The 14,520-nt window shown below is 28.5% G+C and carries 13 protein-coding genes; all 13 read left to right on the top strand.

The genetic code is table 11. From position 1 onward, the window contains the following. Positions 1–907: N-acetylmuramoyl-L-alanine amidase family protein (locus GOQ27_RS12450; protein ID WP_203367199.1), on the top strand; the 907-nt coding region annotated here is incomplete at its 5' end. A 451-nt stretch (positions 908–1,358) separates the two neighbouring features. Next, a complete protein-coding gene (locus tag GOQ27_RS12455) occupies positions 1,359–2,669 on the top strand; it encodes a nucleotide sugar dehydrogenase (protein WP_203367200.1) in 1,311 nt (436 codons plus the stop codon). Positions 2,670–2,708: 39 nt separating this feature from the next. Next, positions 2,709–3,365, top strand: a complete 657-nt coding sequence (locus GOQ27_RS12460) for a sugar transferase (protein ID WP_203367201.1) — start codon at positions 2,709–2,711, stop codon at positions 3,363–3,365. After that, a complete protein-coding gene (locus tag GOQ27_RS12465) occupies positions 3,353–3,994 on the top strand; it encodes an acetyltransferase (protein WP_203367202.1) in 642 nt (213 codons plus the stop codon). The genes GOQ27_RS12460 and GOQ27_RS12465 overlap by 13 nt, the downstream gene beginning before the upstream one ends. Before the next feature lie 2 nt (positions 3,995–3,996). Further along, entirely contained in the window at positions 3,997–5,175 is a 1,179-nt protein-coding gene (locus GOQ27_RS12470; protein ID WP_203367203.1) for a LegC family aminotransferase, read from the top strand. 27 nt (positions 5,176–5,202) lie between these two features. Beyond that, positions 5,203–6,345 carry a glycosyltransferase gene (locus tag GOQ27_RS12475; protein WP_203367204.1) on the top strand — a complete coding sequence of 381 codons (1,143 nt, stop codon included), beginning with the start codon at positions 5,203–5,205 and terminating at the stop codon, positions 6,343–6,345. 29 nt (positions 6,346–6,374) lie between these two features. After that, positions 6,375–7,667: a hypothetical protein gene (locus tag GOQ27_RS12480; RefSeq protein ID WP_203367205.1), complete on the top strand. Its 1,293-nt coding sequence runs from the start codon at positions 6,375–6,377 to the stop codon at positions 7,665–7,667. Continuing rightward, positions 7,668–8,537, top strand: a complete 870-nt coding sequence (gene rfbA, locus GOQ27_RS12485; protein WP_203367206.1) for a glucose-1-phosphate thymidylyltransferase RfbA — start codon at positions 7,668–7,670, stop codon at positions 8,535–8,537. A 23-nt stretch (positions 8,538–8,560) separates the two neighbouring features. Then, positions 8,561–9,652: a dTDP-glucose 4,6-dehydratase gene (rfbB, locus tag GOQ27_RS12490; protein ID WP_203367207.1), complete on the top strand. Its 1,092-nt coding sequence runs from the start codon at positions 8,561–8,563 to the stop codon at positions 9,650–9,652. 2 nt (positions 9,653–9,654) lie between these two features. Further along, a complete protein-coding gene (locus GOQ27_RS12495; protein WP_203367208.1) occupies positions 9,655–10,698 on the top strand; it encodes a TDP-N-acetylfucosamine:lipid II N-acetylfucosaminyltransferase family protein in 1,044 nt (347 codons plus the stop codon). Between the two features lie 30 nt (positions 10,699–10,728). After that, positions 10,729–11,310 carry an acyltransferase gene (locus tag GOQ27_RS12500; protein ID WP_203367209.1) on the top strand — a complete coding sequence of 194 codons (582 nt, stop codon included), beginning with the start codon at positions 10,729–10,731 and terminating at the stop codon, positions 11,308–11,310. Positions 11,311–11,351: 41 nt separating this feature from the next. Continuing rightward, positions 11,352–12,488, top strand: a complete 1,137-nt coding sequence (gene rffA, locus GOQ27_RS12505) for a dTDP-4-amino-4,6-dideoxygalactose transaminase (RefSeq protein WP_203367210.1) — start codon at positions 11,352–11,354, stop codon at positions 12,486–12,488. Positions 12,489–12,492: 4 nt separating this feature from the next. Next, positions 12,493–13,932 (top strand): lipopolysaccharide biosynthesis protein, encoded by a 1,440-nt coding sequence (locus GOQ27_RS12510; RefSeq protein ID WP_203367211.1) that lies wholly within the window; start codon positions 12,493–12,495, stop codon positions 13,930–13,932. Positions 13,933–14,520: the final 588 nt, after the last annotated feature.

Consider the following 14,520-nt stretch of genomic DNA (forward strand, 5'->3'; position numbering starts at 1 on the left):
GAGTATAGTAAAGGACTACAGTAGTAGTACAAGTAGTACATGGATACCAAAAGAAGCAGGAGAGTATAGGCTAGCAATCCATGCAAGAAGAAAAGGAAGTACAGAAGTATCACATAAAGTAGCTTTTACATATACGGTTAAAAGTTTATTATATGGCAAGACTATAATGTTAGATCCTGGACATGGAGGAAGAGATCCAGGTGCTGTTAATAATTATTTAGGTATAAAGGAAAAAGATTATAATAATAGTCTAACAACTAGGATATATAATAAATTAACAAGCTTAGGTGCAAAGGTTATATTTACTAGAAATCCTTATGAAGATAAATTTATAGATTTACATGATAGATCTGAAATAGTAAATAGAGCAAATCCAGATCTATTCTTAAGTATACATCATGATAGCAGCACAAATAGGTTAGCTTCGGGTATGAGTGTACATTACAGTACTTATAGACCATTATTAGAAGATACATCAGGCACTTATGTTCAATATGGAGGTAAAGAATACAAATTTGTGAGGGAAATAAGAGAGTGGTGGGATCCTGTAAGAAGAACATCAGATCCTGGAATCGTTTATTTAGATAGAGGAGTTGAAAAAGTAGTAAATATTAGGGATGTAATGGTATATGATAATCGATCGCCTTCAGATGTAGCAATAAAAAGTGAAGTTTTTGCAAAGTATTTATATAGCTCCTTATCTGAATTGAGTTATAATAAAAATTATAGCTACATAAGGGATCATAATCTTCATATGACCAGAAGAACCAACGTACCTTCTGCATTAATAGAAGCAGGTTTTATTTCTAATAACACTGAAGCAATAAAAGTAGCTAAGTCGAGTGTACAAGATCAAATAGCACAAAAAGTTACAGGTGCAATAAAAAAGTTTTTCATAACTAATTAATATTTTATTTTTTGGTAAGCATTCTTTTGAATGTTTACCTTTGTTATTGTAAAACTAATGACCAAGGTGGTTTATTAAAGGATAGAGAAAGCTGAGTACAGGTAATAAAGTTAAAGTACCATGAAGGTTAAATTTTAATATTACAGTTTTTTTTAATCCTATATTAGTATACTAATATTTAACATTTAGATACACTTGGAGTATAATAAATGTTGAAAAATGTCATAATATAATGAAAAATGTTATACGAAAAATATAGTAAATTACATGACTTTAGTTGACCCTAGTACTATATTCCTATACAATAAATGTAGAAATTTAGGGGAATTTAGTGATATAATTACTATTAGTTATATTTTGGCTTGTTAACTTAAAAGTAAAGAGTAAGATTATTACTTATTTTGAAATAAGGTTTATATTGTAATAATTATATAATTGAGGGGGATTTTAAATGTCACTATATGAAAAAATAAGAAATAAAGAAGAAAAAATTTCTGTAGTAGGATTAGGGTATGTGGGGTTACCATTAGCTGTAGCATTCGCAAAGAAAGTAGATGTTATAGGCCTTGATTATAATAAACCTAAAATAGAAAAATATCATCAAGGCATAGACGTTACAAATGAAGTAGGAGATAAGGCAGTACAAGAAACCACAGCTATATTGACTACTGATGAAAATAAGATAAAAGAAGCTAAGTTTCATATTGTAGCAGTTCCTACACCAATAAATGGTGATAAAACACCAAATTTAACTCCAGTAATATCTGCAACTACTACAGTAGGAAGAAATCTTACTAAAGGTTCTATAGTAGTATTTGAGTCCACTGTATATCCTGGAGTTACAGAAGATATATGTGTTCCAATATTAGAAGAAGAATCAGGGCTTAGATATGGAGAAGACTTTAAAGTTGGATATTCACCAGAGAGAATTAATCCAGGAGATAAAGTTAATACTTTAGAGAAAATAGTGAAAATAGTGTCCGGTATGGACGAAGAGTCCTTAGAAGATATAGCAAAAGTATATGAATTGATAATAGAAGCAGGAGTTCATAGGGCTGAAAGTATAAAGGTAGCAGAAGCAGCAAAGGTAATAGAAAACTCACAGAGGGATATAAATATTGCCTTTATGAATGAATTATCCCAAGTGTTTAATATGATGGATATAGATACTAATGCAGTATTAAAAGCAGCAGGTACTAAATGGAACTTCCTTAACTTTACTCCAGGACTAGTGGGGGGACATTGTATAGGAGTAGATCCATATTATTTCATATATAAAGCTGAACAACTAGGATATCATTCTCAAATAATATTATCAGGTAGAAAAATAAATGATTATATGGGTAAATATGTAGCTGAAAACACAGTGAAGAAGCTTATAAAGGCAGACAAACAAATTAAAGGATCAAAAGTAGTTATTTTTGGAATAACCTTTAAGGAGAATTGTCCTGATGTAAGAAATACTAAAGTAATAGATATAATAAATGAACTGAAAGAATATGGTGTGGATATTATAATAGTAGATCCATTAGCAGACCCGGAGGAAGTATGGGAAGAGTATGGATTAAAGCTACATTCAATGGAAGATATAAAAGACATGGATGCAGTGATATTAGCAGTTCCTCATACTGAATTCAAATCTATAAGCTTAGATGAGATTAAAAAGTTCTATTGGAATCATAAACCAGTATTGATAGATGTAAAAGGTATGCTAGATAGAAAGAAAGCTGAAGAAATGAATTATTTATATTGGAGGTTATAATTTTTCATTATATAAATATTAACTAGAAGGGTGTTGTATATGAAACCTTACTTAATAATCAAAAGAATATTAGATTTTTTCTGTGCATGTATATTAGTAATAGTAGCATCTCCTATTATGGGGTTAGCTGCCGTTGCGATTAAGTTAGAATCAGAAGGACCTATTCTTTTTAAACAAGATAGACCAGGTAAAAGTGGAAACATATTCAAAGTAAATAAATTTAGAACTATGAAAATTGAAGTTGAGAAAAATGGGAAAATGCTTTCTGATATGGAAAGAATGACAAAGGTAGGATCAATCTTACGTAAATCAAGTATAGATGAATTACCTCAACTTATTAATATAATCCGAGGAGAAATGAGTTTTATTGGACCAAGACCTTTATTAGTTCAATACTTAGATCATTATTCAAGAGAACAAATGAGAAGACATGAAGTCACTCCAGGTATATCAGGGTGGGCTCAAGTTAATGGACGTAATACTATAAGTTGGGAACAAAAATTTGAATATGATGTATGGTATGTCGATAATATTAGTTTCTTACTTGATATAAAGATAATCCGAATGACTATTGTTAACGTTTTAAATAGAAAAGATATAAACAACTCTGAAGATAATACAATGTCATATTTTACGAATAATAATAATAAAGAAGAATATACTTCGAGGACTAGTGATCTAAAATGTCAAAATTAATGATATTAGGAGCTGGAGGGCATGGAAAAGTAGTTGCTGAAGTGGCAAGCTTAATGAATAAATGGAGTGAAATTGTATTTTTTGATGACAATGTAGATTTAAAGAAAGTCAATGGATTTAAGGTAGTTGATGATTTAGAAAATTGTAAAAAATATAAAATGCAATATGAAAATGCTTTTGTAGCTATAGGAAATAATAAATTGAGAATAAAACTGATAAATGACTTGTCTAATGAAGGGTTTAAAATTCCACTTTTAATACATCCGTTTACTTGTATCAGTAATAAAGTCAAAATTGATGAAGGTACAGTTGTCATGGCTGGTGCAGTTATTAATGCGAATTCATTAATTGGAAAAGGATGTATAATCAATACTTCATGTAGTATTGATCATGATTGTATTTTAAAGGATGGCGTTCATATATCTCCGGGAGTTCACATTGGAGGGACTACTCAAATAGGAAAATTCACATGGATATGTATAGGTTCTAGTATATCTAACAATATTAACATTGGACATAATTCTGTTATTGCTGCAGGCGCTACAGTAGTGAATGACATTGAAAATTACGCTTTGGCGGTAGGGACACCAGCAAAAAATATTAAAGTTACTAAAACGAAGGGAAGATAGTTATGAACAATTCAAAAACCATACCCTTATCAGTACCTAATTTATCGATAGACATTTTAAATAATGTCAAAGAGACAATAGAGACTGGGTGGGTATCTACAGGTGGTAGATTTATAAAAGAATTTGAAGATAAAATTGCAAAATATGTTGGATTAGAAAGGTCTATATCAACTCAAAGTGGAACTGCTGGATTACATTTAGCACTTAGAGTGTTAGACGTGAAAGAAGGAGATGAGGTTATTGTACCTACTCTTACATTTATAGCAGCAGTTAACCCAGTTAGATATGTAGGAGCAGAACCTATTTTTATGGATTGCGATGATACTTTGAATATGGACATGGATAAACTTGATAAGTTTTTGAAAAATGAATGTAATTTGGTAGATGGAAAAGTTATAAACAAGTTAACTGGTAAACAAATCAAGGCTATCTTAGCAGTACATGTATTTGGAAACCCACTTAATATGGAAAAGCTTATGAAAATCAGAGAAGAATATAAGCTTAATGTAATTGAAGATGCAACAGAAGCTCTTGGTTCTTATTATTTAGAAGGTAAATATAAAGGGAAACATTGTGGGACTATTGGGGATATAGGTGTTTATTCCTTCAATGCTAATAAAATTATAACTACAGGTGGTGGTGGGATGGTTGTATCCAAGAATCACCAATTATTAGATAAGGTAGCATTTTTAGGTGTACAAGCTAAGACAGATCCCCTTTACTTCAAGCATGATGAAGTAGGGTATAATTATCGCATGACTAATATTCAAGCAGCTTTTGGTACCGATCAAATAGATAAGTTAGAAAGTTTTATAGAAACTAAAATAAGGAATTATAACTTTTATAAAGAAGCTATTGAAAATATAGAAGGGCTAAGTTTATTGCCTTTTAAACAAGATACAAGATCAAACCATTGGTTTTATTCTGTTATAGTAGACAAACAAAAATATGGCATAGATCGAGATGAGCTATTAAAGAATTTGAATGATAATCATATACAAACTAGACCTTTGTGGGGACTAATTCATACACAAAAGCCCTATATAAATAATCAAATATATAAACTAGAAAAAGCTGAGTTTTACGAAACAAATCTTATAAACATACCGTGTAGTAGTAATTTAAATGAGAATGAAGTAAATATAGTTATAGAAAAACTAAGAGATTTTAGAAGAAAATAAATGAAAGAAAATATAAGGTGGTTATAAATGCAACTATTACACATTTGTTCCTATTATGTAGGAAATCAATTATATAAGAATCTAGTGAGTAAATTATCATCGGAAGGTATCAATCAAGAAATATTTATTCCCATAAAGAGTAATGAGCATATTGGAAAGAATCAAATTTCACCCAAAATAGATATAATTAATTATTATTATAGCAACATTTTAAATAAGTATGATAGATTTTTGTTTTATAATAAGACAAAAAAACAAATGAAAGAGGTTGAGAAATCAGTATTAGCTAATAAAAAAATAGACTTTATTCATGCTCATACTATATTCAGTGATGGGGGTACCGCGTATAAACTTTACGAAAAATATGGTATAAATTATATTGTGAATGTTCGTAATACTGATATTAATTACTTTTATAAATATGCCATTCATCTAAGACCCTTAATGCGTAAAATACTATTAAATTCTAGTGGAGTTGTTTTTATTTCTCATGCCTACAAAGAAAAGGTATTTAAATTACTTCCAAGTAAAATTATATCTCAGATTCAGAATAAATGCTATGTTATTCCTAATGGCATAGATAATTATTGGATTAAAAATATATCAGTAGAAAAGAGATATAGCAAAAAAGGTCAAGTTAATTTGCTGTTTATTGGTCAAATAAATAAAAATAAAAATTTAAAATCAGTAATACTTACATGTAAAGAACTTAGAAGAAAAGGATATGATTGTTTCTTGCATGTTATCGGAAATGGACCACTTGAAAGTAAATCCAGACAATTGTGTAAAAAGTTAGATATAAGTGATAGTGTTATTTTTCATGGTTATATTAAAGATAAGGAAAAAATTTCAGAAATTATGGAGAGCTGTGATATATTTATTATGCCTTCCTATAAAGAAACCTTTGGGTTAGTATATATTGAAGCTATGTCTAGAGGTTTACCGGTAATATATACTCAAGGAGAGGGTATAGACGGTTTTTTTAAAGAAGGAGAGGTAGGTTTTGTTGTAAAGCCTAACTCTACAAGTGATATATCAAAAAAAGTAGAATTAATATTAAAAAACTATAAGGATATTTCTTCTAATTGTATTAGAGAAAGCTGTCAATTTGATTGGGAAAAAATAGCATTAGAATATAAAGGCATATATTACAATCATATTAACCCATAATGTACATGGAAATGAAAGGTAGACTTATTATGAAAAAATTAGATATACAGTATTACACATTAATGTTAGGGATAATTCTTTTTATGAGTATATTGCCTGTATTACATATAGGTAATTATTCATTCCCTACATTATATTTAGTATTACCAATAGGTGCTCTGGTATTATCCTTCACTTTAATTAGTAAAATACAATTACCAAAAGTCACTTATTTTATAATGTTATTTTTTTCTCTCATAATTATTGAAATACTTATTTCAAATATTTATGCCTCAATTACGATGCTTGATAAATTTATTCTTCCAACTGATTCTCTTCAATATATAACGAGGTTGTTGGTTTTTATAAGTTTTATGCTAGTTTTTTATAAAGGTAAATTAGAGCCAGATATATTTATTAAGTATTTTTTAGTAATTTTAAACTTAGGCATGTTAATAGGTATATTACAATGGCTCCCTTGGGTAGGTAGAGAGTTTTTTATAAAATTATATCCTTTTAGAGATGGAGTTGAACAGCTATCTCACTTAAATAGACCACTTCATTTAATAAGAGTTCATGGACTAGCTCAACATGCAACGGGTAATGGAGGATTAGCTACATTCTTCTTTATATTCGGATATTCTGTATTTAAATATTATAAAAAGTATAGTGTATTATCTATATCTTTGATGATATTATCAGTCCTCAATATATTCGCAAGCCAAGCGAGGGCGGGAATATTAGCTTTAGTATTTTCCCTCTTCTTATTTTATATACTAGACATAAATATAAATAAAATGAATCGTAAAACAGTCTTTAATGCAATATTAATTGTAGCTGGGATATTTTTAATAGTATGGATATTATATATTTTTGGTAATCCATTTATAAACCATATGGTTTATAGGTGGAAAGATTTATTTAATACCAGTGGAGGACCAAGAGTTGAACAAGCAAAGTACTTTTTCTCATTATTTAAAACTCCATTTCACTATTTATTTGGTTTATCTAAACCAGTGGTAAATCAAAGTGATATATCTTATGGCGTAGAAATAGAGCCAATAAATATATTTATATTGTATGGAGCTATAGGATTTATATTGCAATATACTTTAATTATTGGACTAGCGGTTTACTTTATAAAGAGAATAAAACAAGCAATTAATAATAAAGCAGTATTTACATTACTTATTGCATCTTTTACTGGTCTTATAAGTTATCAAGTATTTTCAGTTGCGTATTTTTTCTTTAGAGAAATACGAGTTGGTCTATTTCCATGGATTCTTATGGGTGTATCTATTGGAGTTTATGAACGGTTTAAACAGAAAGGAGTTGTTAGTTAAATGAAAGGAATTATTTTAGCAGGTGGTTCAGGAACAAGACTATATCCAATAACTAAGGTAGTATCAAAACAAATTTTGCCTATATATGATAAGCCTATGATATATTATCCTCTATCTGTATTAATGTTAGCGGGTATTAAAGATATTTTAATAATATCTACAGAAAGAGATTTACCCTTCTACAAAGATCTATTTGGAGACGGGAGTCAATTAGGTTTATCATTTCAGTATAAGGTTCAAAAAGAACCACGGGGATTAGCTGAAGCATTTATAATAGGAGAAGATTTTATAGGGGAAGATAATGTATGTCTAGTCCTAGGTGACAATATATTTTATGGAACAGGATTAGTTGATGTACTTAAACAAGCAAAAGACCGTAAATCTGGTGCTACCATATTTGGATATTACGTAAGTAATCCTAAGGAATTTGGAGTAGTAGAATTTGGTGAAGAAAGAAAAGTTTTATCTATTGAAGAAAAACCAGAAAACCCAAAATCCAATTATGCAGTTCCTGGATTATATTTCTATGATAATAAAGTGATAGAAATTGCAAAAAATGTGAAACCTTCTGACAGAGGTGAACTTGAAATCACTTCTATAAACAATGAATATCTTGATAGAGGTGTTCTTAATGTAGAATTATTTGGAAGAGGTACAGCATGGTTAGATACAGGAACTCATAAAGGATTGTTAGAAGCCTCTAACTTTGTAGAAGCAATCCAAAGTAGACAAGGTTTATTTGTGGCTTGTATCGAAGAGATTGCCTATAGGATGGATTTTATTGATAAAGAGCAATTAGTTGAGTTAGCACAACCCTTACTTAAAACAGACTATGGCAAATATTTGATTAGAATTTCTAAGAGTATATAAAATAAATATTTAGGAGTGTTATAATGAAAACTTACTTAATTACTGGGGGAGCAGGTTTTATTGGATCTAATCATATAAAGTATATGTTAAAAAAATATGACAATATCAAACTAATAGTATTAGATAAACTTACTTATGCAGGAAATCTAAAAACTCTAGAAACTGAACTTGATAAAATAGAATTTATTAAGGGTGATATATGTAATAAAGATTTAGTATCTGAGATATTTAAAAATAATAAAGTTGATTATGTTATTAATTTTGCAGCTGAGTCACATGTTGATAGGTCAATAGAAAACCCACAATTATTTCTAGAAACAAATATATTAGGAACACAAAACCTTTTAGATGCTGCACTAAAATCATGGACTATAGGAGAGGACATATATATAGGAGGAGTTGAATTTTTACAAGTATCAACAGATGAAGTATATGGAAGTTTAGGAGATACTGGATATTTCACAGAAAATACTCCATTAAATCCAAGATCACCATATTCAGCTTCTAAAACTAGTGCGGATTTAATTGTCCAAGCTTATATTGAGACATATAAATTTCCTGCAAAAATTACTAGATGTTCTAATAATTATGGAGCTTATCAATTTCCAGAGAAGCTAATTCCATTAATTATAAAGAATGTTTTAGAAGGGAAAGAATTGCCAGTTTATGGAGATGGAACAAATATTAGGGATTGGTTATATGTTGAAGATCATTGTAAAGCTTTAGATATGGTGCTTAATGACGGAAAATTAGGAGAAGTGTATAATATAGGTGGACATAATGAAAAGCAAAATATAGAAATTGTGAAGCTTATAATAGATATAATAAATGATTTAATGTCTAGTAAACCTGAATATAAGACGAGACTTAAAACAGATATATCTAATATTAACTATGATCTAATAAGATATGTTAAAGACAGAAAAGGACATGATAAAAGGTATGCTATAGATCCAACTAAAATTAAAAATGAGTTAGGATGGTATCCAGAAACTAAATTTGAAGATGGTATTATAAAGACTATTATTTGGTATTTGAAAAATGCTGAGTGGGTAGAAAATGTAGTATCAGGAGATTATCAAAACTATTATGAGAAAATGTATAAGGATAGGTAATTATGAGAATTATTCATATCTTTAAGAATACAAATGAAAAATTTTCAGAGCCGTATATAGATTTTGTAAATAAAAATTTTAATGAGCAAGATCACTTTTTTTATCATCTAGGTAATGATATAAGAAAAGTAAAAACTAGTAGAAGAAATATTGAATTCATAGAAAGATTTGAAAGCTTAAATTTAATTAAAGATATGTATAAGGCTGAAAAAATAATAATACATGGGCTGTTTTCCCCTTTGCTATTAGTGATTCTTTTTTTTCAACCGTGGCTACTAAAAAAATCATACTGGGTAGCTTGGGGAGGTGACTTATATTATTATAAGCACAGAGAAAAATCTATGAAATCTAATTTCTATGAATTAATTAGAACTTTTGTTATAAGGAATATGAGGGGGATAATAACTCATATTAAGGGTGATTATGAGTTAGCAAAAAAGTGGTATGGAGCTAAGGGCAAGTTTCTTTTTTCTTTTATGTATCCAAGCAATTTATATAAAGAATATAATATAAGTGAAGTTAAAAAAGATAGTGATAAAAAATATATACAAATAGGTAACTCTGCTAATTTAAGCAATAATCATTTAGAAATTTTTAAAAAGCTGGAAAAGTATAAAAATGATAATATTGAAATAATATGTCCGCTTTCCTATGGAAATATAGAATATAGGAATCAAGTGATAAAAGAAGGTGAAAGAATATTTGGACGTAAATTTAATCCTTTATTAGAATTTTTGCCTTTTAATCAATATTTGGAATTACTATCCAAGATAGACATTGCAATATTTAATCATGATAGACAACAAGCCATGGGCAATATTATTACTTTATTAGGATTAGGTAAAAAGGTCTATATAAAAAATAATATTACTTCATGGGACTTCTGTTTGGAACATGGACTTACAGTCTTTAGTTCTAATAAAAGCTTTGATTGTTTGTATAAGGAACTAGATACAGAAAAAAGGGTAAGAAATATAAATAATGTAAAAGAAATTTTTTCTGAAAGAAAGTTAAAAGAAGATTTAAGGAAAATATTTGAAGAGTAATACAATTTAGTTTGAAAGGGGGAGCAAGAAATGGGTTTTTATAGTGAAAGAGAACTGAAACAAATGGGTTTTAAGTATATCGGAAAAAATGTAAAGTTGAGTAATAAAGCTAGTATATATAATCCAGAATGTATCTCTATTGATGATAATTCTAGGATCGATGATTTTTGTGTTATATCTGGAAATGTAAATATAGGAAAGAATGTTCATATAGCTGTATTTTGCAATGTAGCAGGAGGGGAAAAAGGAATAATCATGGAAGACTTTTCTGGCCTGGCTTATGGAGTTAATGTATTTACTCAATCAGATGATTATACAGGTAAAACTCTAACGAATCCTACTATACCAAGTAAATATAAAAAAGAAACAAAAAAAGAAATATTGATTGGCAAACATGTGATAGTAGGAGCTAATAGTATTATATTTCCTGGAGTCAATTTATCAGAAGGTTGCTCTGTTGGAGCTATGTCTATGGTTACAAAATCTACGGAACCTTGGAAAATATATTTTGGTATACCTGCAAAGATTGTAAAAGATAGAAAAAAAGATATGTTAAAATATGAAATAGAATACCTAAATGATAATTTAGATATTAAGCCAAATATAAATTAAACAGTAGTAGGATGTTTCTATATAGAAGAGGAGGAATAGGGATGATCCCTTTCAATATACCACCCTATATTGGGAAAGAAGAAGAATATATAAAAGAAGCTATTATCAATAATCATAAATTATGTGGAGATGGCCCCTTTACTAAAAGGTGTAATTCTTGGATTGAAAATAACTTTAAAACACCAAAGGCATTATTGACTACTTCTTGTACACATGCATTGGAAATGGCAGCTATTCTTATTGATATACAACCAGGAGATGAAGTTATTGTTCCCTCTTATACATTTGTTTCGACAGTTAATGCCTTTGTGTTAAGAGGAGCAAAGATTGTTTTTGTAGATGTAAGGCCGGATACAATGAATATAGATGAGAATTTAATTGAAGAAGCAATTACTGATAAAACGAAAGCTATTATTCCAGTTCATTATGCAGGGGTTGCTTGTGAGATGGATAAAATAATGGATATTGCAAGTAAACATAATCTTTTCGTAATTGAAGATGCAGCTCAAGGTGTGATGTCCACATATAAAGGGAAGTCATTAGGAACTATTGGAGATTTTGGTTGTTACAGTTTTCATGAGACTAAAAACTACACAATGGGCGAAGGAGGAGCTATCTCTATACAAAACAAGAAATTTATTGAACGAGCAGAGATAATTCGAGAAAAGGGCACTAATAGAAGTAAATTTCTCAGAGGACAAATTGATAAATATACTTGGGTAGATATGGGAAGTTCTTACTTACCTAGTGAATTAAATGCTGCATATCTTTATGCTCAATTAGAAGAAGCGGATGAGATAAATACTAATAGATTGAACACATGGGAATTATATTATAATGGATTAAAAGAACTAGAAGATAGAGGATATATAGAGTTGCCGTATATACCTGATAATTGTGAACATAATGCTCATATGTTTTATCTTAAGTGTTCAGATATGGAAGAAAGAACTGATTTAATTGAATATCTTAAGGAGAATGATATATTAGCTGTATTTCATTATATCTCATTGCATAGTTCTGTAGCGGGTATGAAATATGGGCAATTTAGTGGTGAAGATATATATACAACTAAAGAAAGCGAAAGACTTATAAGATTGCCACTATATTATAGAATGAAAGAAAAAGATACTCTATACGTAGTGGAAAAAATAAAGAATTATTATAGAAGGAAATAATTTTATGAAAGATAATTTATTGAAAAAATTCCTATCATTTTCTTATGGGAGTTGGATAGGACTAGTAATTGGTTTTGTAGGAACAATGATTACAACAAGGATATTGTCGCCTCAAGATTTTGGTAAAGCCTCTATGTTTACACTGGTATTAAATATTTCTATGATATTTATCATATTTGGAACAGACCAATCCTTTGTTAGGTTTTTTTATGAAGAAGTTGAAGATAAAAGGGGTTCTTTACTCTATAACTGTATAAAGATACCGTTACTTTTAACTGTAGTAGTATCATTAGTTATCCTTTTGTTTAGTGAGAGGGTATCAGTATTTTTATTTGAAGAATATAATTTTAATGTATTAGTAGTGCTTATTATAGGTATTATAATTCAAGTATTATATAGGTATGGGACTTTAGTTATTAGGATGCAGCAAAAAGGTAATCTATTTTCCATTTTAGAGATATTAAATAGATTATTAAGCTTGATAATAATACTAATTTTATATCACTTTTTGGGAGCTAAATATGAAATAATTATATATTCAACAGTTATAAATTTATTTCTTTTAACTATAATATCAATTATTTCTCAATCTGAATACTGGAATATAAGGAATTTGCGATCATCTCAAACAACACATAATATTAAAGACATACTGCATTATGGATCACCTTTAGTTTTAACAATGCTGATAACTTGGTTATTTCAATCTTTTGATAAGATTGCTATAAAACAATGGAGTAGCTTTGATGAGCTAGGACTTTATGCTGCAGCATTTAAAATTGTAGCATTATTAAATATTCTCAAAGTTACTTTTTCTACATTTTGGACACCAGTTTGTTATGAGAGGTTTGAAAACAATCCAGATGATAAACATTTTTATGAAAAAATAACACGAATGATTTCTTTTTTTCTGTTTTTAGTTGCTATATTCAGTATAGCAGGTAAAGATATAATTATATATTTATTAGGAAGGGAATATAAAGCGGCTGCTAATATAATGCCTTTTTTAGTATTTATGCCTGTAATGTATACTATATCCGAAACTACTGTTATAGGGATCAACTTTTATAAGAAACCAAAATGGCATATACTGATAGCGCTTACCTCTTGTTTAATAAATATAATGGGAAATTGGTTATTAGTGCCTAAATATGGTGCAATAGGTGCATCTATATCTACAGCATTTTCTTATATAGTATTTTTTACTTTAAGAACTCAAATATCTTTAGTTTACTACAATGTTAACTTTGGTCTTAAGAAAATATATTTTATGATATTTATTATATCTGTATATGCAATGTACTCTGTTGTGAATTCTAATTTTTATCTGAATCTCTTATTAGGAGGAGTAGTAATACTTTTGATGTCATACTTATATCGTAAAGATTTGGTTAATTCATATAAAATTTTTAACATTAATAAACTTTTCTCTAATAAGAGTTAGCTCCTTCAATTACACAGTATACACTTAATAATATCTAATGGTAGTTATTAATAGAATTATTTTAAGTCTAAAGCAAAATATATCATATTAAATATCGAGATATAAAAAAATATCACTTTTAATAACTAATGGAAATAATATTGAAAAAACTTATCATAATGAAACAACTAATTAATTTATAAAATCAATCAAGTATTAACGAAAGAGGTTGAAGTTCATTGTATTAATACTTTTATACAAAAATAAATATTACTGAGTTTAATTTAGTAAAAATTCAGAGGATAATATAATGGGAAATAGGACTATGAACATACTTAACTTAAATAATGATATATGATAGACTAAACTTTAGTAAGTAGAGTATTAGAACTTTATTTAATAAAAGTATTGTGGTTTTTATATGAGAGGGGGGCAAAGAAAATGTTAAGAAGATTATATCTATTTATTTTGATAATTATTATATTCCTATATCCACAACATATGGTTGTAGCTAATACAGATAGTACATTTTCATCGGTAGATGGCATAAGCCTAACTACAGATAAAGTAACCACATATGAAAACGAATCGGTTAAATTAATAGCGAAT

Source organism: Anaeromonas frigoriresistens (genome assembly GCF_016820655.1).
In the GTDB taxonomy this organism is placed as follows: Bacteria; Bacillota; Clostridia; order Tissierellales; family SIT17; genus Anaeromonas; species Anaeromonas frigoriresistens.